The organism is Magnetospirillum fulvum, from assembly GCF_900108475.1.
GTDB classification, from domain to species: domain Bacteria; phylum Pseudomonadota; class Alphaproteobacteria; order Rhodospirillales; family Magnetospirillaceae; genus Phaeospirillum; species Phaeospirillum fulvum_A.
Window position 1 is genome coordinate 337128 of sequence record NZ_FNWO01000001.1, and the last position, 25749, is coordinate 362876.

Annotated in this window: 28 protein-coding genes, 1 tRNA gene and 1 CRISPR repeat array; of the genes, 4 read left to right on the forward strand and 25 right to left on the reverse strand. The window is 63.3% G+C overall.

Annotated features, from left to right (window positions below):
- Positions 1-2 precede the first annotated feature (2 nt).
- Positions 3-336: a CRISPR direct-repeat array (repeat unit 29 nt; unit sequence GGGTCTATCCCCGCGCCTGCGGGGGAGCC).
- Between the two features lie 58 nt (positions 337-394).
- From cas2e to BLW40_RS01500, 8 genes are all read right to left on the reverse strand, one after another.
- A complete protein-coding gene (cas2e, locus tag BLW40_RS01460; RefSeq protein WP_074764787.1) occupies positions 395-712 on the reverse strand; it encodes a type I-E CRISPR-associated endoribonuclease Cas2e in 318 nt (105 codons plus the stop codon).
- A gap of 3 nt (positions 713-715) precedes the next feature.
- The gene (cas1e, locus tag BLW40_RS01465; protein WP_074764789.1) at positions 716-1594 is read right to left on the reverse strand and encodes a type I-E CRISPR-associated endonuclease Cas1e; all 879 of its coding nucleotides are present in this window, start codon (positions 1592-1594) and stop codon (positions 716-718) included.
- Between the two features lie 11 nt (positions 1595-1605).
- The gene (cas6e, locus tag BLW40_RS01470; RefSeq protein ID WP_074764791.1) at positions 1606-2325 is read right to left on the reverse strand and encodes a type I-E CRISPR-associated protein Cas6/Cse3/CasE; all 720 of its coding nucleotides are present in this window, start codon (positions 2323-2325) and stop codon (positions 1606-1608) included.
- The gene (gene cas5e / locus BLW40_RS01475; RefSeq protein WP_074765076.1) at positions 2322-3068 is read right to left on the reverse strand and encodes a type I-E CRISPR-associated protein Cas5/CasD; all 747 of its coding nucleotides are present in this window, start codon (positions 3066-3068) and stop codon (positions 2322-2324) included. Before cas5e ends, cas6e begins: the two co-directional genes overlap by 4 nt.
- Entirely contained in the window at positions 3061-4200 is a 1140-nt protein-coding gene (gene cas7e, locus BLW40_RS01480) for a type I-E CRISPR-associated protein Cas7/Cse4/CasC (protein WP_074764793.1), read from the reverse strand. The genes cas5e and cas7e overlap by 8 nt, the downstream gene beginning before the upstream one ends.
- Positions 4197-4775 (reverse strand): hypothetical protein, encoded by a 579-nt coding sequence (locus tag BLW40_RS01485; protein WP_074764795.1) that lies wholly within the window; start codon positions 4773-4775, stop codon positions 4197-4199. Before BLW40_RS01485 ends, cas7e begins: the two co-directional genes overlap by 4 nt.
- Positions 4765-6354 carry a CRISPR-associated protein Cse1 gene (locus tag BLW40_RS17835; RefSeq protein WP_074764797.1) on the reverse strand — a complete coding sequence of 530 codons (1590 nt, stop codon included), beginning with the start codon at positions 6352-6354 and terminating at the stop codon, positions 4765-4767. Before BLW40_RS17835 ends, BLW40_RS01485 begins: the two co-directional genes overlap by 11 nt.
- A gap of 284 nt (positions 6355-6638) precedes the next feature.
- A complete protein-coding gene (locus BLW40_RS01500) occupies positions 6639-9236 on the reverse strand; it encodes a CRISPR-associated helicase/endonuclease Cas3 (RefSeq protein WP_074764801.1) in 2598 nt (865 codons plus the stop codon).
- Between the two features lie 222 nt (positions 9237-9458).
- Between BLW40_RS01500 and BLW40_RS01510 the strand changes: the two genes are divergently transcribed.
- Positions 9459-10546, forward strand: a protein-coding gene (locus BLW40_RS01510) for an IS3 family transposase (RefSeq protein WP_139305450.1) whose coding sequence is annotated in 2 segments (ribosomal slippage) — positions 9459-9714 and positions 9714-10546 — 1089 coding nt in all. Because the reading frame shifts where the segments join, the coding sequence is not laid out codon by codon here.
- A 100-nt stretch (positions 10547-10646) separates the two neighbouring features.
- Here the strand turns inward: BLW40_RS01510 and BLW40_RS01515 are convergent.
- Together BLW40_RS01515 and BLW40_RS01520 are read right to left on the reverse strand one after the other, a co-directional pair.
- Entirely contained in the window at positions 10647-11348 is a 702-nt protein-coding gene (locus BLW40_RS01515; protein ID WP_139305451.1) for a hypothetical protein, read from the reverse strand.
- A gap of 107 nt (positions 11349-11455) precedes the next feature.
- A complete protein-coding gene (locus BLW40_RS01520) occupies positions 11456-12157 on the reverse strand; it encodes a pseudouridine synthase (protein ID WP_074764808.1) in 702 nt (233 codons plus the stop codon).
- A gap of 135 nt (positions 12158-12292) precedes the next feature.
- Between BLW40_RS01520 and BLW40_RS01525 the strand changes: the two genes are divergently transcribed.
- Together BLW40_RS01525 and BLW40_RS01530 are read left to right on the forward strand one after the other, a co-directional pair.
- A complete protein-coding gene (locus tag BLW40_RS01525) occupies positions 12293-13306 on the forward strand; it encodes a class I SAM-dependent methyltransferase (protein ID WP_074764810.1) in 1014 nt (337 codons plus the stop codon).
- Between the two features lie 119 nt (positions 13307-13425).
- Entirely contained in the window at positions 13426-14019 is a 594-nt protein-coding gene (locus BLW40_RS01530) for a YajG family lipoprotein (protein ID WP_074764812.1), read from the forward strand.
- Positions 14020-14051: 32 nt separating this feature from the next.
- On the opposite strand, the gene BLW40_RS01535 is transcribed toward BLW40_RS01530, so the two are convergent.
- From BLW40_RS01535 to BLW40_RS01580, 10 genes are all read right to left on the reverse strand, one after another.
- Positions 14052-14564, reverse strand: coding sequence for an outer membrane lipoprotein (locus tag BLW40_RS01535; RefSeq protein ID WP_244511016.1), 513 nt, complete (start codon positions 14562-14564; stop codon positions 14052-14054).
- Between the two features lie 73 nt (positions 14565-14637).
- Positions 14638-15540: a DMT family transporter gene (locus tag BLW40_RS01540; protein ID WP_074764814.1), complete on the reverse strand. Its 903-nt coding sequence runs from the start codon at positions 15538-15540 to the stop codon at positions 14638-14640.
- Positions 15541-15652: 112 nt separating this feature from the next.
- Positions 15653-15729, reverse strand: a tRNA-Pro gene (locus tag BLW40_RS01545).
- 163 nt (positions 15730-15892) lie between these two features.
- Positions 15893-16516, reverse strand: a complete 624-nt coding sequence (locus BLW40_RS01550; protein ID WP_074764816.1) for a MerR family transcriptional regulator — start codon at positions 16514-16516, stop codon at positions 15893-15895.
- A complete protein-coding gene (locus tag BLW40_RS01555) occupies positions 16516-16833 on the reverse strand; it encodes an integration host factor subunit alpha (RefSeq protein WP_002729778.1) in 318 nt (105 codons plus the stop codon). The genes BLW40_RS01550 and BLW40_RS01555 overlap by 1 nt, the downstream gene beginning before the upstream one ends.
- 123 nt (positions 16834-16956) lie before the next feature.
- Positions 16957-17928, reverse strand: coding sequence for a beta-ketoacyl-ACP synthase III (locus tag BLW40_RS01560; RefSeq protein WP_170834511.1), 972 nt, complete (start codon positions 17926-17928; stop codon positions 16957-16959).
- A gap of 7 nt (positions 17929-17935) precedes the next feature.
- The gene (gene plsX, locus BLW40_RS01565; protein ID WP_074764818.1) at positions 17936-18991 is read right to left on the reverse strand and encodes a phosphate acyltransferase PlsX; all 1056 of its coding nucleotides are present in this window, start codon (positions 18989-18991) and stop codon (positions 17936-17938) included.
- A gap of 36 nt (positions 18992-19027) precedes the next feature.
- Complete coding sequence (gene rpmF, locus BLW40_RS01570; protein WP_074764820.1) at positions 19028-19210, reverse strand: 50S ribosomal protein L32; 183 nt, start codon at positions 19208-19210, stop codon at positions 19028-19030.
- A gap of 82 nt (positions 19211-19292) precedes the next feature.
- Positions 19293-19835 carry a YceD family protein gene (locus tag BLW40_RS01575; RefSeq protein ID WP_074764822.1) on the reverse strand — a complete coding sequence of 181 codons (543 nt, stop codon included), beginning with the start codon at positions 19833-19835 and terminating at the stop codon, positions 19293-19295.
- Positions 19832-20395: a ubiquinol-cytochrome C chaperone family protein gene (locus tag BLW40_RS01580; RefSeq protein ID WP_244511017.1), complete on the reverse strand. Its 564-nt coding sequence runs from the start codon at positions 20393-20395 to the stop codon at positions 19832-19834. Before BLW40_RS01580 ends, BLW40_RS01575 begins: the two co-directional genes overlap by 4 nt.
- A gap of 129 nt (positions 20396-20524) precedes the next feature.
- Between BLW40_RS01580 and BLW40_RS01585 the strand changes: the two genes are divergently transcribed.
- Positions 20525-20980, forward strand: a complete 456-nt coding sequence (locus BLW40_RS01585; RefSeq protein ID WP_074764824.1) for an outer membrane protein assembly factor BamE — start codon at positions 20525-20527, stop codon at positions 20978-20980.
- Positions 20981-21067: 87 nt separating this feature from the next.
- On the opposite strand, the gene BLW40_RS01590 is transcribed toward BLW40_RS01585, so the two are convergent.
- From BLW40_RS01590 to ribH, 5 genes are all read right to left on the reverse strand, one after another.
- Positions 21068-23152 carry a sodium-translocating pyrophosphatase gene (locus tag BLW40_RS01590; protein ID WP_074764826.1) on the reverse strand — a complete coding sequence of 695 codons (2085 nt, stop codon included), beginning with the start codon at positions 23150-23152 and terminating at the stop codon, positions 21068-21070.
- Positions 23153-23311: 159 nt separating this feature from the next.
- Positions 23312-23779: a flagellar basal body-associated protein FliL gene (locus BLW40_RS01595; protein WP_074764828.1), complete on the reverse strand. Its 468-nt coding sequence runs from the start codon at positions 23777-23779 to the stop codon at positions 23312-23314.
- Positions 23780-23821: 42 nt separating this feature from the next.
- Entirely contained in the window at positions 23822-24820 is a 999-nt protein-coding gene (gene thiL, locus BLW40_RS01600; RefSeq protein WP_074764830.1) for a thiamine-phosphate kinase, read from the reverse strand.
- Positions 24821-24827: 7 nt separating this feature from the next.
- A complete protein-coding gene (gene nusB / locus BLW40_RS01605) occupies positions 24828-25295 on the reverse strand; it encodes a transcription antitermination factor NusB (RefSeq protein WP_074764832.1) in 468 nt (155 codons plus the stop codon).
- A complete protein-coding gene (ribH, locus tag BLW40_RS01610; RefSeq protein ID WP_074764834.1) occupies positions 25292-25744 on the reverse strand; it encodes a 6,7-dimethyl-8-ribityllumazine synthase in 453 nt (150 codons plus the stop codon). The genes nusB and ribH overlap by 4 nt, the downstream gene beginning before the upstream one ends.
- Between the last annotated feature and the right edge of the window lie 5 nt (positions 25745-25749).

Consider the following 25749-nt stretch of genomic DNA (forward strand, 5'->3'; position numbering starts at 1 on the left):
GGGGGTCTATCCCCGCGCCTGCGGGGGAGCCATGTAGACAACGCATCGGTCGCTTGTCGGCGTGGGTCTATCCCCGCGCCTGCGGGGGAGCCGCTTTGACGTCAAGATAATCCGCAAGCTGGTCGGGTCTATCCCCGCGCCTGCGGGGGAGCCCCGCTACATCACAAGAGCTTCCGTTCTCAGCAAGGTCTATCCCCGCGCCTGCGGGGGAGCCGATATCGGTGCGGGCATAGAGGCTCGGAGCCAGGGTCTATCCCCGCGCCTGCGGGGGAGCCCTGACGACGAAATGCGGTCACTGGCGGTGTTGGGGTCTATCCCCGCGCCTGCGGGGGAGCCTCTGGCTTCTAAGGTCTTAGATTATATACACAATGTCAAAGAGCGATTGAATATCGATTCAAATCCGGGCCTCTGTTTCGGGCAAGGCCCGCCGAACCAGCAGCATTGCATCATGAGCGACGATGTCCTTGGGCGGCTCGCCCAAAGTGGCTAGGCCCAGCCCTCCGTTCGCCATGCTATCGGCCCAAATCATGACGATGCTGCCCTGATTCAAGTGTCCATACCATTCGGACAGCACGGTCCAAATCCGTTGCCGCACCCCTGCGTTCATCCGGGGTTGGGCATAGACTCCCGGGGCCAGTTCCAGCATCGCGGAACCGAGGAAACCACGGTAACGGGCTTCGACGGCACGGGTCACGATCACGACCATCGGCATCGGTTATGTCTCCGCCTCTGCCGCATCCTGACCAAGCAGCGTTTTGATCCGGTCAATCATCGAGGGGATAACGCCCCGCTGGCGGAACAGTTTCGCCGCCCGTTGGCGTGTCAGCCGCTCGATGGAGTCCCCGGATTTCATGGCTTCCTTGACCGCTCCGAACGCGATGTCCAAGGTGACGTCATGGCGATAGAGATCGGCGATATCAAGGACAAAGGACTGGCCGGACTCTTCATGGACGAAGCCCAGTTGGGGAATAGCCGCCACTGCCGCCACGGCAACGGAGGCGGCGGCGGTCATCGCTGTGGCTGCGTGGTTGATGGCCTGATTGGGCAAATCGCCGCCGTCCGGATTGGCGCGATCGTAATTACGGCCACCCCAGGAAATGCCGTAACGCTCCGCCGCAAGTTGATAGCTGCGCTTGATCCGCGCCCCTTCCTGCCCCCGCAACACCTCGATATCGCGGGTCCGCACAATCTCGCCAAAGCGGATCGCGTACATGGCGCGGGCGACCTCCATCCGGCTTTTCGGATCGGCCCACAGCGTCACCTGGGCTCGCGCCACGGCCGAACTGTCGGGCATCAGCGGCGGCGCAGTGTAAAAGCGCACCGCGCCTTCGCCGATCGCGGCCAGAGCGCAGCCGTGTCGGGCGAGCAGGCGCAAGGCATCGTGGGTTACACTTGATCCCGGTCCCAACAGAACGATCGACACCGCCTGATGGGGGATTTGGTAATCCCCCGCCGCAAGCTCGCCACCTCCGGCGGTGACGAATCGCAGGCACCCGTCTTCGACCTCCAGCCGCCCGCGATCGAGCCAGACCAGCCCGTGACGGTCGGCATGGGGGATGCGCGCTTTTTCAAGTCCCAGCCGTCCCGCCAGCATGGAGCCTCCTGTTATCGAGCCGGACGCAACAACATCATGCCGTAGCCATAGGCGCAGTGACGGCCGACCCCCGAAGCCAGATGATCGGAAAATTTCCCGCCATCCAAGATGGTCAGTTCACCATGAAAGGTGACATCCGGTCCTTCGACGCTTTTATGCCCACGCAGAACGGTGCGTCGTTCGAAACGGACCATCCGGACTTGATCGAGACGGGCCGCCCCGCCCAGCCGGGCGGCAAGCCACTCGGCATAGGTTGCTTCGCGCTCTGGACCGTCATCGGAGGGGGCGTCCTCTGAGGCGCGGCGCAGGGACTCGACGAGAAAGGCATCGACCTCTGCCCCCTTGGGGAAATCCCCGGCGGGCTTAATCAGCCGTCGGACTGGGCGAGCCCGCAGGTCGAAGGCAAGACGGCGGCCTTCGCTCCATGTCTCCGGCATGGTTTTGATCGCCAGCCGGGCAGGATCGCAGACGGCAAGCGCATCGGGCAGACCGCAGTCCCGGGCGATCTGAACCAAAGAATCGCGATCCGACTTTGTATAGGCATAGAGGGTGGCACCGGTAGCGTTCGGCGCGACCATCAGACGAAACGGCTGGAGCGCACCTTTGCCGTAGCTCTCGCCAAGCAGATGGTGCAGGGCCTTGCCCTCATCGGCGGCCAGGCTGCGCAGGGCAGCCCAGCGGTGAAGCGCCCTCATCTCGAGCGGGAGACTGACGAGATGAAGCGGGCTCATGCGGCGACCTCTTGCGGTACGACGACCCCCTCGACGATCTGGCGGGTTCCGCCATGCAACCCGGTGCGCCAGTTGCGCAGGTCCGGAAGATCGAGAATGCGGTGGACCTCCGCCCCCTCGATGGGGCCTTCGCCCGTCGGCCAAATTGCCCGCAAGGCCGCGCCCGCACTGACGTCGGGCAGCGGCGGCACCTGTCGCAGGGCCTGATACGCGGTCGGGGCCACGACAAAATCGCGCATCCGCCGCACCGGCGCGGACGGCAGACAGGATTTCCGCCCGATAAATAGCGGACGAAGCGGACGATCCATAAACGCGGCCAGCCGGTCGAGATCGAGGTCTGGATCGTCCGGGAGGCCAAACCGCAAGGCGACGACGACGCAAGCATCGGGATGATAATCGCGCCGCCGCCGGTGCGGAGCGCCATAGCTGGCACCGTTGCGGCCTTCCGGCTCACCCCAACTCGTCCACCCGCGATCTATCTTCGCCAATTGGGCATTCTGGGTATCGGTCAGAATCCCGGTTCCGCCGTCCCACTCACGTCGGGCGGCAAAGATCAACCGGTCTTGCAGGCGCTGGTGCTTGTCACCTTCGGTTCGCCGCCAGCCCATGGCGTTGGCCAGCAACCCGGTCAGCATCGACGCAGCGGGAAAATCGCGGGTCACGCCGACATGGTCGATCGTCACCCCGCCAAAGGCCAACAGCGGCGCTTCCAGATGCAGGATCAGCCAGCGAGGGTCAGGCATCGGGGGCATCCTTCACCCGCTCCGCCGACCATTCGGCCAAAGCCTTCAACGAGGTTTTTTCCAAACCACCCGCCGCCGTAAGATCAGTGTCGGCCAGCGACAGATAGCGGCGCGCCTCGCCGGTCTCGTAGGTCTGGTCGAGCCGGGCAAGATGCCGGTCCAATTCGGTTACCGCATGGTCAAGATCGTGGGGAATCGCCCGGCGGAAGGCCCCGGCCAGGGACCGGGGCTGACGGTCGCCCGCCTCGATCAGCATCAGGTCGGCCCGGCCATAGGGCGCGGTCGACCCCAGCTTGGCCCCAGGCGACACTTCGGCAATCAAATGGACAAGATTATGCACGACGCGCGCGGCGATCTCTTTGTCCCCGCTGCAATTGGCGATCAGGCCGGGCAGATCGATCACCACATAGCCATAGAACAGGCCGGAGGTCAGTTCGGTTTCCTGGATCGTGTCGGCACCCCCGTCATCCTCGTCCGTCTTCAGATCATCGACGGCGGTGAAGTAATCGCCCTCGGCCTCTTCCTCGTGAACGGTAAAGGCGTGGGCGACATGCACCGGCGCGTCGATATTGGCGGCGGGATCGGAAGTCACCATCCGACCAAACAATGCGGCGGCAAGCCCTCCGGGCAGGGCCGCATTCTCGCTCATCGTCTTGTAATTCTTGCTCTTGCGCCATTCGGCGGCGGCTTTCTTGGCCGAATCCGCATCGCTGGATGCTTGGGCCAGCGCTGCCGCCTCCTGTGCCAGCCAAGTCAGTTCCGGCTCGCCCAGCAGCAGGGTCTGGCGGCTTTTCTTGCCCTTGTCCGCCTTGTCGCCATACACCAGAATCTGGAATTCCGGTTCCAGGGCATTGACGATCTCATCGGGATAGTGGCCCCGAAGCGGATCGATCACCCGCAACGTCACCAATTCGCGCGACCGGAACGAGTCAACGTATCCGGCCAGATGGCGCAACGCGTGGGGATCGTCTTTCTCCATCCGCCAGTGACGCTTCAGGCATTGCGAGGAAATGCGGGTACGGCTGGCTCCGCCATAGGTCAGGCGCTTGGCCAGTCCGGTGTCGTCGCGATTCAGCAGCGCGGCGGTATAGGAATGCAACGTATGGATTTGCAGAAAACGGGGCGAGCTCATGCGTCGGCTTCCTCTGGCTTGGCAGGGTGGTTGGCGGAATCGAGCCGCCGGTAATAATCACGGGCAAGGGCTTGCCGGGTCGTGCCGCTGTCGGGAAACAGCAGCAACGCAGCGACGGCCACGCAATCCAGTCCACTTTCGGGGATAAGATGGTTCGCGAGCGCGCGGGCGATCCGCTCCAGCGCTGGACCATGATGATCGGCTGGCTGGGCCAGGAACCGCGCCAACCGCGATTCCGACAGGAACGGACGGTGCTCGTCCGTCCAGCCGGGATCGCCGCCGTCGCAGAGCACGGCCCCCAGGCGGCGCGACGGTTTATGGAGAACGACGCCTTTGCTCCGCTCTCCCTTCGGGGTCAGGATCGCCATGATCTTGACCAGCCGCATCCACGGATCAAAGCGGGTCTGATCGAGCAAACCGCCCTTGGTCGCCAGATCCCAGAACGCGGCACAGCCCGCTCCGCCAATATCCATCCGCCGCAATTCGGCAAGGGGTCCGGTGCCAAGCTCGCTCATCGCAACCGACACCGTGTTGACGGCGTCCTTGTAATCGAACCTGTCCCGATCAAGTGGCATTGCCCGCCTCCTTGTGCTGTTGGCGCTCGAAAAGCTCCGGATAGGCATGATGGACCCGGCCCCGGAAGGCGTCGGTGGCCCGAGCCTCGGCGCGGGGCCGGTAAATCCCGGCGCAAGGAATGGTGGGAAGCGCCGCCCGGAACAAGCGATCCGCCGGGGTGAACAGAGCCTTGGCGAAGCGCAGCTCTTCCTGTTTCAGGGCGTCCGCCCCACGTTCCTGGGCGTCATAGCGTGCCCACAGGTGATCGAAGAACAGATCATCGGCGGCGCGATCAAACTGGGCGCGGGACTCGGACGTATAGGCGTAATGCTCTTTCTTGATCTTGTCCCGGTCGCCCCCGGCGGCAGCCAGAGCCAGCGCGTACCCCATCGCCTTGTCGAAAATTTCGATCGCCTTCATCTGCGCCTGGGCCAATTGGTGAAGCGCCTTCCGTTTTGGACCAAGCGTCAAGGCTCGCGAAATCCTGCCGCCGATCGGCAGGATGCGGGACTTGAAACCCTCGGTCTTGCTGTTGCCGCGCGCCAAGGCGGCGCAGACCAAAGCCAACGTCTCGTTCTCCCGCTCGAACGACGCTGGTTGTGACAATAAGGAGGGTGCCCAATCATCCCCCAGAACCAGATCGGACAGGATGCGGTAATCGAAATCCCGTCCCCCCAGAGTGAGACTCTTATTCTCGGTTTTATGAACGAAGGCGAACGGATCGCCGACCGCGCCGTTCAGATGCTTGGCATTGATGCGGGTGGCTTTCGAATTACCCCGCCAGCCGATCAGGCCATCCGGTCCCGCCGCCAGACGAATCCGGCGGCAGATATCGATGAACCAGATGTCGAGATCCTTGATCTGAAGCTGTTCGCTTTCACGCCATTGCGCCAGCCAGGTCAGCCCCAGCCCGCCCGTGGGGCGGTAGTCCAGGTGCTGATAGCGCTCAAGCTCGGCCTCCCGCATTTCCAGCAACACCGCGACATCGCGGCGGAACCAGGCCCCCGGACGGGGGCTCATCACCTTCGCCGTCACGGGTGGGAGCGGAGCAAGCGACAGCATCGCCCGCGACGACGACCCGCCATTCATCCGGGCGATCCCCTGATTGCCCGCGCCGCCAAACCCTTCGCCGGTTTGCAGCGAGACAAGGGCAAAAACCCAATCCTCTGCCGCGCCATGGCGGGCAACCGCCTGTTTCAGATCGTGATTGCGCGCGGTGATCAGCAGGTCGAGTGAATCGGGGGTGGCAAGGCTGTTGCCGAGGGTAACCCCATCCGGCACCGGGGGCTGAAGAAAGGCGGGCTGGCCCCAATCCTTGACGATCAGACACCACGGTTCGTCGGCGTCATAGCCGGGGGTCAGGCCACGCAAGGCGCGGGTCCATTCCGTCTCGTCGGTGGGGATGTCGGAGGCTTCTGCCCGATGCAGCGCCAGCGCCGCCAACTGGACCAGGAACATGTGCCAGCCGGGACCCTGATGCGGGCGCAGGGCGGGAAAGGACTCGATATCGTCCCGCGCCAGCGCCGCCATCAGACCGGGAAGCGTCATCGCCCCGCCGGGAGCCGCCTGAAGCAAGGGCTGCGTGAGGAGGTTATACATCCCCCCTCCCCAGCGGCGCGAGAGACCCCCGCACTTGCGGGGAAACGGAGCGGTCTGGATTGCCAATCAGACCCAACGGAGGACTATCCCAAGAGTTCTGTTCCTGGGCGACATCGGCCTTGGTCGAGATGATCGCAGCCTGAAAGCTGGCCTTGAGGGTGAGATTAGGCCGATGGAAGAACGCTTCTACCCGAGTTCGCAGACTGAAGGCCATGACGGAAACCTCCACAACGCACATTTATTTTATGTAGAAAAACATACGCCAACACGCAAAGGGCGTTCAATCACTTTTCTGAAAACCCGTTAGGTCTTTTTTGTAATCCAGACCTACTGTATAAAATATTAGCCCCACTGACCCGAAATGTCATCACCCCATCCCCGACAAGCGGAGTCACCCGCTCGTCGGGATCGATTCCGTGCGACCAGTATGGGGGGAGGGTCACGCCGCTGATCGCGACGCCGAACGGTCCAGCGACCGGAGCGGCAAAGACGATCCGGGCCCCCTCGCCGCCCAGTCGTGTCCGGATTTTGGTTTCGTCTTCGGGAAAGCGGAGTTCTGCGAACGGCTGGGTCACCGGCAAGGCGACGTTGGCGGCGGCTCCGGCTTCGGCGACGTCCTTGCCATAGACCTCGTTACGGTAGGTCTCCCAGGTCGGCCCCAACTCACGATGCAACGCCTCGATTGGCTCGGGATGGGTCGCGCTTTCGACCAGAAAGCGGTTCATCGCCGGAATGATCCAATCGGGATGTGCGACAACAAGGCGTCTGGTCAGTTCAACCACAGACAGATCGCGATAGATCCCATTGAGAACCCCAGCCTCACGCCAGCCGCCCAGGCCATTTTCGAAGGTGGGAGCCAGAAATTGGGCCAGCCCCGCTTCGGGCGAAAGCACCAGACATCGGGGTGCCTCGAATCCGGGGGGACGCGGCAGGGCATGGCGGTGCAGCCGCCCGATGCGTTGCAGCAACACATCGACGGGGCAAAGATCGGTGATCAGCAGGTCGGCATCGATGTCGAGGCTTTGTTCAAGCGTCTGGGTGCCGACGACGATCAGGCCGCCCACGCCCCGCACCGCTGGATCGGGCGACAAGGCCGCCTCAACCGCCGCATCGAGCAACTTACGATCTTCGGGGGCGAACCGGCTGTGATGCAGAGCCGGACCATGAGCAACCGACAACAGCCACTCTTCGCCCCCTGACGCCCGGATCGCCTCGAAGGTCGCGACCGCCGCCGTCACCGTGTTGCGGACGACCAGAACCTTCGCCCCCTCTCGCGCTGCCGCCAGGGCCAAAGCCGCCGCCTGCTCCGCACTCCAGGACGGAACCAAGGTCATCGCGACCGACTTCCCGCGTGTTGTCTCGACGTCCACGCTACGCGGCGCGGACTCTCCCTTTCCCCACACCGCCGGATAGGGCGTCGCCACCGCCTCGGCAAAGGACGGCGCGGCGCGGCGGCCCAGCCATTTCGTCCGCGCCACCGATCCCAGGGTCGCGGACATCAACATCGCATAGCCGCCACGGCCAAGATGAATCCTCAGCAGGTGGGACTGCACCGCGACTTGGTAGCTATCTGATGCATGAACTTCGTCGATGACCAGCAGGCTGCGTGACAGCGCCGCCCCGCGCAGATGGGCATGCTTGACCTGCAACGCGGCCAGCATGGCCTGATCGACGGTGCCGACGGCTATCGTTGCCGCCAGATAGCGTTTGACGCTTTCCGCCGCCCAGCGCGCCAGAAGCCGCTGTTCATCGCGGCCCCGATCGTCGTCCCAGCGCACCTCCCACCCGGGCAGGGCCTGCCCGTGCGCCTCTCCGGCGATCAGATATCCCGGAACAGCCAGAACCGCTTCCGGAGCGTCGGCCCCGAAAATCCGCCGCATCGCCCGGTTCACCCGCCCCTGAAGCTGGATCGCGGCAGCCCGGGTCGGCAAGGCGAAATACAGGCTGTCGACTCGTCCCGCTTCGAACAATTGGACGAAGCGCCACAACGCCGACTCGGTCTTGCCCGAGCCGGTCTCGGCCTCAAGAATGACCAGCGCTTCGTCCAGCGGAGTGTCACCGACCAGTCGCTGTTGCGGTCGGGGATGCTTGATCCCGGTCAGGGTGGTGAAATCGCTGCGCCCCTGCGCCCGATCCTGGAACGCCCGGCAATCGAGACCAACCGCCCTAACCGCACGGCGCGCCCTGTCGCGAGCCGTGCCGATATAATCGACATCAAGCTCGGGTCTGAACGGGAACAGGCTCCGGGTCGAACCCAGCCAGTCCGCCAACGAGACAAAGCCGCACAGAAGATGGGCGAAATCTGCCCGCGTCGGGAGGAGAGGCCCGTCTTCGACGAACGCAGAAGGAAACCAGCGGAGAATCATTGCACCGATGTCCGCCGCGACCGCGACCGGGTCATAACCCGCGTCTGGTACCGTCTCCCAATGCCGCTCGGCGAACGGGTCCAGATTCGCCGGGAGGGTGCGGCCATGATGGGCCAACACCGACAACAGCAAAGACGAATCCAGTCCCCAGTCAATCATCTCCGCGAGATTTAGATTCCGGGCGATCTCTTCCTGTCCGTTGCCCAGGAAGATCGCCGCCCCTTCCTGCACATGCCCATGGAGCGGTCGCTTCCACAACCCTTCCGGCCACCCTTTCGCCTGGAAGCCCGGATGCACTTTGCCGACATCATGGAGAAAGGCCAGCACCGCAAGGCGGGAGATATCGGTGTCGGATAAGGCCCGCCCCGCCACCCACTCTAGCCGGGCGCGGACGACCGGCAATGTCGCTATCACCTCAAAGCAAGCGGCCACATCCGCACAATGATGAATCAGATGATGGGAATCCCCATCGCCGGTTTTCCCCCACGGCACAGAGTTTATCTTGATTCCGATCACCGGCCCCGCCCGAAGCTAAACCACTGCACACAACCACAACACACCATCCCCCATTGCAGGCTGTCGCGGCCAACATCTATGGCTTTAAAGTCGTATTGATTGACTTTCAGTGCAATCAATTTTTGTCATATTGAGACCAGTGTCGATAAAGGGTAATCCCACCTGGAAATAAGGGGATTGGGACATAGAATTTTCTCGGTCGTTGCGAACGAGGAGATTCGGATGAAGACGAGTCGGTTCACGGGCGTCCAGATCATGGGAATCCTGCGTCAGGCGGAGGACGGTATCCCGGTCCTGACGCTGTGCCGCGAGCACCAGATGAGTAGCGCGACGTTCTACAAATGGCGTGCGAAATACGGCGGGATGGACGCCTCGATGATCTCGGAGATGAAGGGACTGGAGGACGAGAACCGGCGGCTGAAGAAGATGTTCGCCGAGCTCAGCATGCAAAACGATCTGCTCCGCGAGGCTCTTGGAAAAAAATGACCCGGCCATCCCAGCGCCGGGAGATGGCCGAGACAGCAGTGGCGCGACGAGGGATCAGTATCGCGTTGGCGTGCCGGACGTTTGGGCTCAGCGAGACGTGCTATCGCTACAGCCCGAGGCTCTCCGACGAGAACGAGCAGATCGCCGACCTTTTGATCGGGCTGACCCAGGCCAGAAAGACCTGGGGATTCGGTCTCTGCTTCCTGTATCTGCGCAACATTCAGGGGCATGGCTGGAACCACAAGCGGGTCTATCGGATCTATCAAGAGCTGGAACCAAACCTGCGGATCAAGCCCAGGAAACGGCTCAAACGCGACAAGCCCGACGAACTGGTGGTGCCAGACGCCCCCAACCAGGTCTGGTCGATGGATTTCATGGCAGATCGTCTGGAGGATGGCAGGGCTTTCCGACTGCTCAACGTGCTCGACGACTTCAACCGCGAAGGGCTCGGCATCGAAGTCGATTTCTCTCTGCCCGCCGAACGGGTCGTGCGTGTACTGAACCAGATCATCGAATGGCGCGGCAAGCCGGGCGCTATTCGGGTCGACAACGGTCCCGAATATATCAGCGGCACGCTGATGAAATGGGCCGAGACGCACGGCATCGGCCTCCAACACATCCAACCCGGCAAGCCTCAGCAGAACGCCTATGTCGAGCGTTACAACCGGACGGTCCGGCATGAATGGCTGGGGCAAATCATCTTTGAAACCATCGCGGAGGTGCAGGATCACGCGACAGAATGGCTCTGGACCTACAACAACGACCGCCCCAATATGGGCATTGGCGGCATCACACCCGCCCAGAAACTGAAATTGGCCGCATGAGTTCTATGTCCAACCCCCGCTAAAAATGGGCGGATTACCCGGATGCGGGGAACGGGGTTTCCGCGAGCACGCGAAACCGGCTCCCCGCATCCGCCGACACTCATACCGCAGTAGAAAAAATATTTCTCGTTTCCAACTCGTCCCGCCAGGACTCGTCCGTGATCCCGAGTTCGGCTTTCAGGCTCGTCATCTTGGACTCTATTTCGTTGTACTGCGCGGCACGAGCGGGGGCATAAATATCTCTCATTGCCCGCGATGCATTCATCTCGGCCCGTATAGCCGCATCTTGCTCAGGTGTGGAAACCCCTTCTTTTTGCCGGGTTATCTTTCCATCGCCGCGAATGTTGTATTGGAACCCCTCCGCGATCAAAATATAGGTTGCGTCTTCTGGCGGAGGAAACCCGAAATGTCCACCTTCGCGGGCATTCTGGCGGCCCATCTCCCACACCCGCTTAGCCTCATCCCCCGTGACGGACTGAGCCGGTTCAGGCTGCACAGCGAGAGCCTGCTCTCTGCGTTCCATCGACTGCCGCCAATGATAGTCCATCTGATCAAGCATCTGCTTTTGCATTTCCAATCCACGCAATTCATGAAGCTTGGAAAACCGATCGATCTCTTTCTCGCTCGGGAGATTATCGATATTGAAGGTCGAATCTGGGGCCGCTGAAAGCTTCAGCATAATATCCTGCAAATCTTTGACCGAAGCGATGCTGCCGTCGCTGGTGGCCCCCTTGCCTTGGATGACAAGCCGCAACTTGATGTCGATAGGGGTTATTGCGTATCCGGGGATCGAGTCGCTCATGGCATTCTCCATTGATAGCGGCGCGTTCTGCGTCACCATCAAAGCGTGCCACATTCTCCCAAAAGTGTCCACCAATGAAGGGCTATACCCTCATCCCGGACAGTCGGTCACGTCCGGATAACGGCCTCGATCTCGCTGGCGGCAAGAAAACGCCAGCGGCCCTCTTCCAGCCCGTCCAGGGTCAGCCCGCCGATCCGGGTCCGCCGCAAGGTCTCGACATGGTTGCCGACCGCCGCGAGCATCCGGCGGACCTGATGATAGCGGCCCTCGGTGATGGTGACGCGGGCGGCCTGCTCGCCTGTGGCCTCGAACCCAGCGGGCAGCAGCGGCTCGGTCTCCGAGCGCAGCATCAGGGTTCCGCTGGCGAACACCTCGCCCTCGTCACCCCGCAGGGGGCGGGCCAGCGTCACCTCGTAGGTCTTGGCGATGGCGCGGCGAGGCGAAATGACATGATGGAGGAACTGGCCGTCGTCGGTCAGCAGCAACAGCCCCGAACTGTCGCTATCAAGCCGCCCCACCGACGACACCACCGGCTTGCGCAGCAGGAAGCGGTGCGGCAGCAACGAATAGACTGTCAGTCCCGGATCGCTGGTCGAACAGGTATAGCCGCACGGCTTGTTCAGCATCAGCACCAGCCCCTGGGGCGGGTCGAGCGGTTCGCCGTCGAGCAGGACATCGGCGTGAGCGACGCGGGCCTCCAGCCCCAGCGGGACGCCGTCTCGCGTCGTCAGCCTCTCGTCGCGAATCATGGCGCGAACGTCCTTCTGGCTGCCATAGCCGAGATTGGACACCAACTTGATAAGCCGCATTGATCCTCGAATGATGATGGTGCGGTGGCCAAACACGCCACCCGCTGCGGCAAAAGCATAGGTCGTTGCCGCCGCAGCGTCGAGAGGCGACGGCGGGGGTGGACAGAAGCGCCGCCGATCCGCTATGCCGGGCCGATGTCCGACGCTCTGAACGCCCTGTTCCACCCTTTCGCCAAGGGTCTCCTGCCCCGTCCCCAGCCGGGGCGCGGCGTCTTTCTCCGCGCCGAAGGCCCGCTCGACCCCGACTGGCGCAACGCGCTGCTGTGCGAGCAGAGCTTCAAACCGGCCTATGAGGCACTCCACCGCGACGGCGGCACCGTCGTCCCCGAACTGACCGGCGACGGCTACGATCTTGGCCTGTGCCTGCTGACCAAGCACAAGACCGAGACGCTGGCCAATCTTGGCCGCGCCTGGGCGGCGTTGCGGCCGGGCGGCGTTCTCGTCTGCGCCGGTGGCAACGATGTCGGCGCGGCCTCGATCGAACGCGCGCTCAAAACGGCGATCGGCGGGGTGTCCTCGCTGTCGAAATCGCATTGCAAGGTGTTCTGGGCCGAACGGGGCGATACGGTTCCCCCTGCCCTTGCCGCTTGGGCCGATGCAGGACAGATGCAACAGGGGACCGAAACCGGCTGCTGGTCCCGCCCCGGCCTCTATAATTGGAACAAGGTCGATGCCGGATCGGCGCTGCTGGTCGAGCATTTCCCCGCCGACCTATCGGGCCGCGTCGCCGATCTGGGGGCCGGATGGGGCTATCTGTCGCTGGCCTTGCTGGCGCGGGCACCCCAGATCGCCTCGCTCGATCTGTTCGAGGCGGAATGGCACGCGGTTGAGGCCGCGAAAGCCAATCTCGCCCATCCGCCCGGTTCGGCCCGGCTCGGCTTTCACTGGCACGACGTCGCCGCCGGGCTGCCCCGGGCCGCGTTTGAGTGGGTGGTGATGAACCCGCCGTTCCATCAGGGCAAGGCGACCGACATCGATCTCGGCCGCGCCTTTATCGCCAATGCCGCCGCCGCCCTGGTTCCCGGCGGGCGGTTGCTGTTCGTCGCCAACCGCCAACTTCCCTACGAGCCAGTCGTCGCCGCCCATTTCCGCAGCCAGACCACCCGGGCCGAGACCGGACTCTACAAGGTGATCGAGGCTCGGGTCTGACACGAGGCTCAGGTTTCGCAATCGTTCCGGCGAGACCCAAGAAGAAAAATGTCCTCTTGGTATAGACACACCCACCCTTCAATGAGACATTCTCTTGATTGTTTTTCCTGGAGGGGTAAATGCGTCTATTGGCAATCTTGGTGGCCAGCCTTGGCCTTTCCGCTTGTGCACTGACGGTTGACAGCATCGACGTTCCGTATCAGGCCGGGGCGAATCTTTCGGTGGTCGAGGGCGCGAGCGACGCGAAGGTACAAGTCTCCGGCATTGAAGGCCGTACCGTCTATAAAGACAGGGTCAGCGTTAAAAAGAACGGCTACGGAATGGAGATGGCCGATATCGTTGCCAGCAACGATATCCCCAAGACAATCGCCAGTGCCGTTGAAAAGGAACTTTCCTCTCTCGGCTATGCGATTGGACCGGGCGGCTCCAAAGTCGAGGTGCAAGTCACCCGGTTCTATAACGACTTCAAGATCGGGATGTTTTCGGGGGATGCCATCGCCGATGCCTCCGCTATCGTCAAAGTCATCGGCCCAGATGGAAAGAACGCGTTCATCAAGCATTACGAGGCTGGGGGAATCGAGGAAAACATTCAATTGACGATGGGATCCAACGCCAGGCAAGCCCTCATCAAGGCAATGCGAAACTTGGTTGCCGCCATCATCAACGACAAGGATCTTCAGACGGCGATCATCGTCGCCCAAGCAGCGAAATAGATAAAATTTGGGGTGGCGCTGCCACCCCTCTTTCAATCGACGACCTTGATTCCCTTTGGCCGTTTGATTTCCTCGGGAAGGTCGTTCGCAGGCAAAACCCGCTGGTAGCCGCCGCTGACCTGCACCATGACGCGGTCGCCTGGATTGATTGGCCGGTCTTTTTCGTCCTTGTTTTGAACGATCGTGATGGTTTTTCCATTCGACAGGGTCACGACATATTCGACCCCGCCATGGTCGGAAATCGCTTGCTCCGCGACAACACCAATGATGGCACCGGCGGCAATTCCGCCGAGGGTCGCGGCAAGATTTCCCGTTCCCCGACCGAACTGAGCCCCTGCCGCAGCACCCGCCCCCGCTCCCAGCAAGCCTCCGGCCCCGGTATTCTCTCCGGTGATCTCGACGTCGCGCTTGGCGACAACGGTGCCAAACTCCACGGAAGTCGATTGACCGACATCCTTGTAATTGTATCGGCTCTGATTCGGATTGGCACAGCCAGCCACAGCAAGGACCGACACACCGACCAGCACCAGAACAGAGCGTCTCATCGAACCGGACTCCTAAGGTTGCATCTTCCCTATGGTGACGCAGCCGAAAGGAACAGGCAAGACCTCCGTCGCCTCACCCGCCCTTGCGCGAAGTCGACCAGATCCCGACCAGGATCGCGGTAATTCCGACAAGGTGGTAGGGCTGGACCGTCTCGCCCAGAAAGATCACCGCCAGCGCCACCCCGAACACCGGCATCAGGTGGATGAACATCCCGGCACGGACGGCACCGACCCGGGCCACCCCGATCGTATAAAGCAGATAGGCGATCACCGAGGGAAACAATCCGATATAGCCGAGTGCGGCATAGGCCTCGGGCGACCAGTGCGGGACGTAGCCCAGCAACCGCTCGCCCAGATACAGCACGAACAGGAAGGGAATCGCGACGGCGATCTGGATTCCCATCAAGCCGATGCGGTCGATCTGGGGCGGGATCGCCCGCTGCCACAATGTGTAGAACGCCCACGACACCATCGCGCTGAACACGACAAGATCGCCGACGGAAAAATCCAGCCGGGCGAGACGGGTCCAATCGCCATGCAAGATGATGGTGAGAACCCCGGCAAAGGACAAAATCAGCCCGATCACCTGCCACCGATGCAGGCTCTGCCCATAGAACAGGGCGCCGAACAGCAGGATCAGGATCGGGATGAAGGAATTGAGCAGCAAACCGTTTTCGGCGGCGGTCCATTGCAGGCCGAGATAGACGATGGAATTGAAGGCGACGACGCCCACCAAAGCCAGCCGCAGCACCAGCCAGCGATGAGCCCAATAGGCGGGCCAATCGCGGCACATCGGCCGCCAGGCCAGCGGCAGAAGGCACAGGAAGGCGATGACCCAGCGCCACAGCGAGAGCGTCATCGGCGGCACTTCGCCCCGCATCGCCCGCCCGACGATGAAATTCCCCGCCCAAAACAGCGGCGGCGGAATCAGCAACAGCAGGCCGCTGATCTGGATCTTGGACAGCCCGCGTTCCATATCGCTTCTCTCCGTGCTTCAGGCGGTGCCTCTGCCCGATTCGCTGTCGTGACGACAGGCCCGGTCCGGGCAAAAAGAAAGCCGCCCGAAGGCGGCTGTCTTTTAAGAAAAATGGTCGGAGCGACAGGATTCGAACCTGCGACCCCCAGTCCCCCAGACTGATGCGCTACCGGGCTGCGCTACGCTCCGACCGTGGCGGTTTAAAGCCGCCGAATATTTCGACCAAAGCCACAAGGGACTTTGGAAGTCTTCCTCGGTGATGGGTCACCGTGGAGAGGGGCGAACTATAGTCAGACCCCAGGCAGGATGCAAGACCGTTCTTCATCCTTTGTGACAGAAACTTTGATACGCCTCAGCGGCGATGCAGCAGGCCGCGAAGCACCTCAAGTTCGGCGAGGATATCGAGCAGAGCGACGCGCGCATCGGCGCCCAGACCGCGCACAGGCGGCGTGGCAGGGGTAAACGGAGCCGCAGGAACCGACGACGGCGCCGTGCCGGACACGATCGCAGGACCGGACACGATTCCGGTTGCCGGAGCCCGCGGTGCCACGCTCGACACCACCGGGGTCGGACGACGCTCCGGAAGGGCGGAGGGGACGACGTCCGCGTCGGCGTCGAACTCGATCTCGCCCTCTTCGTCGGCGGCAAAAGCGAGCGGGCGAGAACTGGCGGGCAACGGATCGGCAGAAGCGCCGCCGCCGCTTTCCTTCAGCAGCTTCTGGACGCCCTTGATGGTGTAGCCTTCGCGGTAAAGCAGATCGCGGATGCGCCGCAGCAAGGCGACGTCCTCGGGCCGGTAATAGCGCCGCCCGCCGCCCCGCTTTAACGGGCGGACCTGGGGAAAGCGCCCTTCCCAGAACCGCAGAACGTGCTGCGGCACTTCCAGATCGTCAGCGACCTCGCTGATGGTCCGGAACGCCGTTTCCGACTTGCCGGACCGGCGCCCCTGAGACAGATCGCCGTCGTCCTCACTCATCACTTGGCGCCATGTCCGCCGGTGCGGCCATCATTGATCTGCTTTTTCAAAAGCTGAGATGGCCGGAACACCAGAACCCTGCGGGGCAGGATCGGCACTTCCTCGCCAGTCTTAGGGTTACGTCCGATGCGCTGTCCTTTGGACCGCACAGAGAAGCTGCCAAACGAGGAAATCTTGACGGTTTCGCCCCGACCGAGCGCTTCCGCGATTTCGTCTAGCACCGCTTCGAGAAGGTCTGCGGATTCGTTGCGCGACAGCCCGACTTCCTGATAGACGGCTTCGCCCAATTGTGCCCGCGTGATGGTCTTTTCCGTCATGCCGCCCCATGCCCATCCCAGAGCTAAAGATGCGTCAGACCCTAGACCCTTACGATAAATCCGTCAATATCAGAGGGATGCGCCGCTTGTTTGCCGTCCTGCAACAAGGAGGATGGCGGCAGGCTACATCCGCACCAGGGCCGAGCCCCAGGTGAATCCGCCGCCCATCGCTTCGAGCAGAACCAGTTGGCCGGGACGGATACGACCATCGCCGACCGCCTGGGCCAACGCCAGCGGCACCGAAGCCGCCGAGGTGTTGGCGTGCTCGCCAACCGTCATCACCATTCGCTCCATCGGGAAGCCGAGCTTGCGCGCGGTGCCTTCGATGATGCGGCGGTTGGCCTGATGCGGCACCACCCAATCAATGTCGGCGGCGGTCAGATTGTTGGCGACCAGCGCCTCTTGAACCACCGAGGCCAGATTGACGACGGCGTGACGGAACACTTCGCGCCCTTCCATCCGGACATGGCCGACCAGAGACGAACTGGACGCACCGCCATCGACATAGAGCAGATCGCTATGGCGACCGTCGGAATGCAGATGGGTCGAAAGGATGCCGCGATCGGCCGTATTTCCCTCGCCGTCTCCGGCACGCAGCAGCACCGCGCCAGCCCCGTCGCCGAACAGAACGCAGGTGGTGCGATCGGTCCAGTCGAGGATACGCGAGAAGGTCTCGGCCCCAATCACCAGGGCGGTCTTCACCTGCCCGGCGCGAATGAAATTATCGGCGACGGTCAGGGCGTAGAGGAAGCCGGAGCACACCGCCTGAACGTCGAAGGCAAAGCCCCTGGTCAGCCCCAACGCCGCCTGGACCCGGGTCGCGGTGGCGGGAAAGGTGCGGTCGGGCGTCGCGGTGGCAAGGACGATCAGATCGATCTCGTCGGGATCAATCCCGGCATGGGCGATCGCGGCCCGCGCGGCGGCAATCGCCAGATCGGAGGTCAGTTCGCCTTCGGCGGCGATGTGGCGCTGATGGATGCCGCTGCGTTCGACGATCCATTCGTCGGACGTATCGACCCGGGTCGCCAATTCGGCGTTGGTGACGACCCGCGCGGGCAGATATGCCCCGCAGCCGATGATCTGGGAGCGGCGCAGCATCAGTTTAGCGAGTTCCGGCGGCAAGTTGGGGAGACGGGACGTTGGCCGGCTTCAAACGATCGAATTCCTTGCGAATCCGCTCGTTATATCCATGGGTAACCAGTTCGACCGCGACGCCGATGGCATTGGCAAAGCCGAACGCATCGGTGCCGCCATGACTCTTGACCGCAATGCCGTTGAGGCCCAGGAACATCGCCCCGTTATAGCGACGGGGATCGGTGCGGACCTTGACTTTGTTGAGGGCACGACGGGCGAACAGGAACCCGATCTTCGACATCAGCGAACTCTGGAACGCTTCCCGCAGGAAGGTCGAGTACAGCTTCACCGTTCCCTCGGCGGTCTTCAGCGAGATATTGCCGCTGAACCCGTCGGTCACCACGACATCGACGGTTCCGGCACAAATATCGTTGCCTTCGACGAAGCCGTAGAAATTGATCGGCAGATGGCTTTCGCGCAGGGTCGCCGCCGCCGTCTTGACGACGTCGCTGCCCTTCATATCCTCGGAGCCGACATTCAGCAGCCCGATCGCGGGCGTTTCCAGCCCCAACACGGCGCGGGCATAAACTTCACCCATCACCGCGAATTCGACCAGATTGTTGGCGTTACAGTCGATGTTCGCGCCCAGATCGAGCATCAGGGTTTCACCCCGGATGGTCGGGAACAGAGCGGCAATCGCCGGACGGTCGATCCCCGGCAACGTCCGCAGCACGAATTTCGACACCGCCATCAACGCGCCGGTGTTGCCGGCGGAAACGATTCCGGCGGCTTCGCCTTTTTTGACGGCGTCGATGGCCAGCCACATGCTCGACCGCCGCCCCGTCCGCAAGACCTGTCCCGGTTTGGCGTCGTTACTGACGGCCTCGTCAGTATGACGGACCGAACAGACCCCCGCGATCCCGGGATACGGGGCCAGAAGGGGGGCCAGACGGGCCTCGTCGCCAAACAACAGGTAGCGGACGTGGGGCAGACGCTCATGAGCCATTCGCACCCCTTCCACGACGATTTCAGGGGCAGAGTCGCCCCCCATGGCATCAATGGAAATGGTAACGGGGACGCTCACTGGCCGATGCTCCGCTGCTTAGAGGCTATAGACGGATCAGGCTTCGGCCTGGACGACCACCTCGCGGCCATCATAATGACCGCAGGCGCTGCAAACATGATGCGGAAGCTTGGGCTCGCCGCAATTCGGGCACTCGGCACCAATCACGTTGGTCAGAGCGTGATGGGACCGACGCATGTCGCGGCGGGACTTGGAGGTCTTCTTCTTCGGAACAGCCATTTCAATTGCTCACTTCGACCCACGATGGGAAAGGGAGGTTTCTTATCCAAAAACCTCGGCCAGGGCAAGGATTGCTTTCCACTCACCCTTTTTTTTGCCGCAAGGCAGCCAATGCCGAGAATGGGCTTGCCTTTGGCGCGGGAGGCTCGTCAGCAACGGGGGGCGGCTCGAAGGTCGCCCCCGGAGCCCGGGGAAACGGGTCGAGCGACAGCGCCAGATGTTCGGCGACGACTTCGCCAAGGTCGATCCGGCCATCCTCGATCGGGTCGGGCGGATCCTCGCCGTCCCAGATCAGGTCGATTTCCTCATCCTCGTCCTCGGGAGCCGGACCGAAGGTCAGGCTGAACGGCGCCTCGACGACGGCCGCCAGCGGCACAAGCGTCACCACGCAGGTCTGCACCACCCGGGCATGAATCCGGCCCTGGAGCCGCACCAGACCGCGACGGGTGGGGGGATTGATCTCGATCTCGGCGGTCAGGCTCTCCAGCGCCTCCAGCCCGAAGCGGATCGCCAGCGCGGCCAGTTCGGCCGGGTCGGCTTCCAGCCGGTGACGGCTGAGCTTGGACGGCAATTGGTCGATCCGGATCGGGCGGGAGAATTCGGGAACGCTGTCGGCGGGAATCATTGCGCCGCCTCCGCCAGCGGGGCGAATCTGACCCGGCCCTCGACTAATCCGGCTCCGGCATCGGCCATTGCGCCATCCTGCCGACGCAGATAGGCAGCCATCTCCGCCAGCACGGCCTGGGGGGGAGCGGCATCGGCGGTTCCGAATAGGTTTCGCAGCAACGCGTCTTCCAGCGCCGCGCCGTCCTCGCCCAGCCCCTTGTCATAGGCGGCAACGCGGCCATAAAACGCCTGGGCCATATGCTTGACCCGCTTGCCCACCGCCATGTCGCTGACGCCCAGTTCGCGCAGGTTCTGTTCCATGTCGGCAAACATCAGATCGAACAATTCCTGTGACACTTCGCGCGCCTCATCGCGTCCGGCCCCGTCGATCCGGCCCAGGCCGCGCATCACCAGAAAGGCATGCAGCACGATCAGGTCGAACCGCCCGTCCAGGCTGTCCGGCACGTGCCGATGGAGATAGAAATCCGGCTGGCGTGCCTGCTCGATGATCGTAGTGTAAAGACTATGGGCGGCGCGTCGGCGACGGCGGCCGTCGAGGAAACGACGAAGCGGCATCATTGGAATTCCCGGGCATAACACGACACTCCGCAGGCGACGTCGTTGACAAGGCCAGGAGACGGAGTGCACTCTTCCCCCCCACATTGGCCTCGGAGGCCGTTTCCGTCAATGCTCCGCCGACCTCTGCGCATGAAAAAGCCCCGCCCCGCCCGGTTTGCCCTGGCCGCCCTTGCTGCTGCCGTGGCCGCAAGCGCCTGCACCCCGATCGTCGAATTGCGCGGCAACCTGCCGCCGCCCGAGCAATTGTCTCAGGTCGTCGTCGGCAAAAGCTCGCGCGACGACGTCCAGTCGCTGCTGGGCACCCCCTCCAACATCAGCCCGTTCGACGACGATGCGTGGTACTACGTTTCGACCGTCACCGAGCGGGTCTCGTTCTTCGAACCCGACATCAAGGAACGCAAGGTCATCGCCGTCCTGTTCGACCGCAGTGGAACCGTCCGCGCGCTGGAGACCAAGGGGCTGGCCGAAGGTCACGACGTCATCCCGGTCGGGCGCGAAACGCCGACGGCGGGCCAGGAGATGACGATTCTAAAGCAATTGATGGGCAATCTCGGCCGCTTCTCGAAACCGGCCCAGGGGCAATAGGCTTTCCTGCCCCCCCCCTCCGCGCCCCACACAAACAAAACCCCCGGCCGCTGATCGCGACCGGGGGTCTTTTTTGCTCAATCGAGATCAGCCCGCAACGATCGCCAGCAACAGAATGGCGACGATGTTGATGATCTTGATCATCGGGTTCACCGCCGGACCGGCGGTGTCCTTGTAGGGATCGCCGACGGTGTCGCCGGTGACCGCCGCCTTGTGGGCGTCGGACCCCTTGCCACCATGGTGGCCGTCTTCGATGTACTTCTTGGCGTTATCCCAGGCTCCACCGCCCGAGGTCATCGAAATGGCCACGAACAGGCCGGTGACGATGGTGCCGAGCAGCATCGCGCCGAGAGCGGTGAACGCCGCCTTCTGATTGGCGGAGAACAGGATCACGAAGTACAGCACAACCGGCGACAGCACCGGCAGCATGCTGGGGACGATCATTTCCTTGATCGCGGCCTTGGTCAGCAGATCGACGGCGCGGCCGTAATCCGGCTTACCGGTGCCTTCCATGATCCCGGGGATTTCCTTGAACTGACGGCGGACCTCGATCACCACCGAACCGGCGGCGCGACCAACCGCCTGCATGCCGAGCGCCCCGAACAGATAGGGCAGCATGCCGCCAAGGAACAACCCGATCACCACATAGGGGTCTTCAAGGCTGAACTGGACGTTGAGGTTGGGGAAGTAATGCTTCAGATCCTCGGTATAGGCCGAGAACAGCACCAGCGAGGCCAGACCGGCGGAACCGATCGCATAGCCCTTGGTGACCGCCTTGGTGGTATTGCCGACGGCGTCGAGCGCATCGGTGATCTTGCGGACGTCCTTGGGCAGGTTGGCCATCTCGGCGATGCCACCGGCATTGTCGGTGACCGGGCCGTAGGCGTCGAGCGCGACAACCATGCCAGCCAGGGCCAGCATCGTGGTGGCGGCGATCGAGATGCCGAACAGACCAGCGACCGAATAGGCGGCAATGATGGCGACCGAGATCACCAGCACCGGAAGCGCGGTGGCTTCCATCGACACGGCCAGACCCTGGATCACGTTGGTGCCGTGACCGGTAACCGAAGCCTTGGCGACCGACTGAACCGGACGGAAATCGGTGCCGGTGTAATATTCGGTGATCCACACCAGCAGGCCGGTGACGACCAGACCGATGATGGCGCACAGATAAAGCTTGGTCCCGGTGATGATCCCGCCGGTCGAGCTGTAGGTGGCGTCGAAGCCGCCGAAGCCATAGACCAGAACCGCGGCAATCAGCGCCGCCGACAAAATGCCGGTGACGAGCAGACCCTTATACAGGGCCTTCATGATTTTGCCCGAGGCGTCGAGCTTCACGAAGAAGGTTCCGACCACCGAGGCGAAGATGCACACGCCACAGATCACCAGCGGAAGCTGCATCATCAGCAGCTTTTCAGCCGGATCTGCAAAGAAGATCGAGCCCAACAGCATGGTGCCGACGATGGTCACCGCATAGGTCTCGAACAGATCGGCGGCCATGCCCGCGCAATCGCCGACATTGTCGCCGACATTGTCGGCGATGACGGCGGGGTTGCGGGGATCGTCCTCGGGAATGCCGGCCTCGACCTTACCCACCAGATCGGCGCCGACGTCGGCACCCTTGGTGAAAATGCCGCCACCCAGACGGGCGAAGATCGAAATCAGCGACGCACCGAACGACAACGCCACCAGCGCTTCGAGCAGCTCGCGCGACTCGATCCCGGCGTTTTGCAGAATGGTGTAATAGCCAGCGACGCCGATCAGACCCAGGCCGACCACCAGCAGACCGGTGATCGCGCCCGACTTGAAGGCGACGTCAAGGGCCTGCTGCATGCCCCCAGACCGGGCGGCTTCGGCGGTCCGCACGTTGGCGCGCACCGAAACATTCATGCCGACATAGCCCGCGGCGCCCGACAGCACGGCACCGATGACGAAACCAACCGCCTGGTAGGTGCCCAGGTAGTAGCCGAGAACGACGGCAACGACCAGACCGACCATGGCGATGGTAGTGTATTGGCGGTTGAGGTAAGCGGCGGCACCCTCCTGCACCGCTGCGGCGATCTGCTGCATCCGGTCGGTCCCGGCCGATGCTGCCAATACGGAGCGTACAGCGTACCCCCCGTACAGCAGCGCCAGGACGCCGCATGCGATCACGAATAGGTTGATGTTCATTTGGCTTGAATCCCCCTGATGAAGCCAGCGGCGCCGAATATCCCAGTCACGGGCGATCGGGGGCCAGTGCGTCGGGAGCCGCGCCGCAGGCGGGAAAGACCCTGCCAGAAGACCCAGAGTGATGCAATAAGTTGCTGAAATCGCCCGCTCCGGGACAGACTATTTCAGGCTGGGATTCTCGATGACGACGTTGCGCAGATAGCCCGGCCCCAGGGTACGGTCGGCGACGACCATCAACCGACGGCTGATCGCCTGGGTGTCGAGAGACTCACCCGGCTGTAGATTGGTGCTGAGAAAATTAATCATGTCCTCAAGGAAGGCGTTCTGCAACCGAGGCAGGTTGCGGGCGACGATCTCCTTGTTGCGGACATCGACCTCAAGCCGGACGATCATTTCGGCCTGCTTGCGGACTTCGCGATTTTGGATCACCGGCACCATCAACAGCCCGAAATCGACATAAGACGGCGGCGGCGGCGGGGGTGGCGGCGGGGGCGGCGTGTCGTGTTGCGACAGCGGATTGTCGATCCCCAGCTTGGCCAGCGGGTCAATCCCCCAGAAATACAGACCGCCGACAACGCCCGCGAGCAGCAGCAGCAGAGAGATCACGATGAAAATCACCCGGATCACCCGATGAATCCTCCACGGCCCCAAAGGGCGTTACCCATCCTGTCACGACCCGGCGCGGAAATGCCGCCAGCCGCCCTGGGCGGGATCGAGCGTTTGGCCATCGGAGCCGATCGCCACCACCCCCGTGCCCGCACCGATCGAGCCGATTTTGCTCAGCGGCAGGTCGAGTTCGGCAGACAGCGCCGCAACGGCAAAAGCCGCCTCGGGCGAAGCGGTGAACAGCACTTCGTAATCATCGCCCCCGCTTAGCAGACTGGCAAGCGTTACGAGCCCGGCCGCGACGGCGCGCTTTGCCGAGTCCGACAGCGGGACAAGCCCCGCCTCGATCCGAGCCCCGACCCCCGAGGCCCGGCAGAGATGGCCCAGATCCTGAACGAGCCCGTCCGAGACATCCATCGACGCCCCGGCCAGCCCGATCAAACGCGGCCCCAGGGCGACCCGGGGACGCGGCAGTCGATAGCGGTCGGCAAGAAACGCAACATCGCTGTCCGACAGCGCGCTCAGTTCGCCCCGCGCCGCCCGCAGGCCCAGCGAGCCGTCGCCGATCGTCCCCGAAATCCAGATATCGTCGCCGACCGACGCCCCCGAGCGGGCCAGCCCCTGCCCCGCCGCCACCCGCCCGATCGCGGTCAACGACAAGGTCAGCGGCCCTGGGGTGGCGACGGTGTCCCCCCCGATCAGAACCGTGCGATAGGTTGCCAGATCCTGCCCCAGCCCGGCGGCGAAAGCGCGCAGCCAGGGGGCGGTGACGTCCTGGGGAAAAGCGGCGGCCAGCAGCAAAGCCACCGGCTCCGCTCCCTTGGCGGCGAGATCGGACAGATTGACCCGCACCAGCTTGCGGGCGATCAAATCGGGCGGGTCGTCGGGGAGGAAATGCACCCCGGCGACCATCGCATCGACGGTCAGAACGGTATCGCACCCCGGCTGGTCGGCCAGGAACGCGGCATCGTCGCTCAGTCCGCGCGCCGCCGGATGGCCTCCGGTCAGCGGCACGAACAACTCGGCGATCAGGGCGAATTCGTCAACCGGCGGTTCGGCCACCCTCGCCTCAGCCCCCCCGCCCCATCTCTCCGGGGCGGATCACCTGCCCCATCCGGTCGAGCACCGCATTCACCAAACCCGGTTCGGGTCCGGAATAAAACGCGTGGGCGACATCGACCCATTCCGAGATGCACACCCGCGCCGGGGTCTGCGGGCGGGCTTCCAGTTCCCAGGCTCCGGCGCGCAGGATCGCGCGCAGAACCGCCTCCAGCCGCTCGACCGTCCAATCGCCGGTCAGAGCCTCGCCGATCCGCTGGTCCAGCGGCGCGGTATCGGCGGAAACGCCACGGACGATCCGGCCCAGCAGCGACGCATCCGGTTCGGCGATCGGACCGCGCTTGCCCTCGGCGCGGCGGTCGCGATCATCGACGAGCGCCTGCTCGGCCGAGGTCGCGGTCATCTCCATCTGATACAGCACCTGCACCGCGACAAGGCGGGCGGCGCTGCGGCGGGCGACCGAGGGATTGACCGTCATTCCGCCAACCCCAGCTCGCGCTTGATCGCCAACATACGCAGGCAGGCGCGGGCCGCCTGCCCGCCCAGATTCTTCCGCTTGGGATCGGCGCGGTTCAGCGACTGCGCTTCGTCGTGGCAGGTCAGCACGCCATTGCCGAACGCCAGCCGATGGGCGACCGACAGATCGGCCAGCCCGCGCATGCATTCGGTTCCGACATGATGGTAATGGTCGGTCTCGCCACGGATGGCGCAGCCCAGCGCGACGAAGCCGTCATAGCGGGCGGATTCGGTGCTGCGATCGGCGGCGGCCAGCACCAGGTTGAGCGCGCCGGGCAGTTCGAAGATGCCGGGAACGGTCAACAGATCGTGGCTGACCCCGGCGGCGTCCAGCACCTCCTGCGCCCCGGCCAACAGGCCATCGGCGATATGATCGTAGAAACGGGCCTCGATAATCAGAATGCGGGCCATGCGGT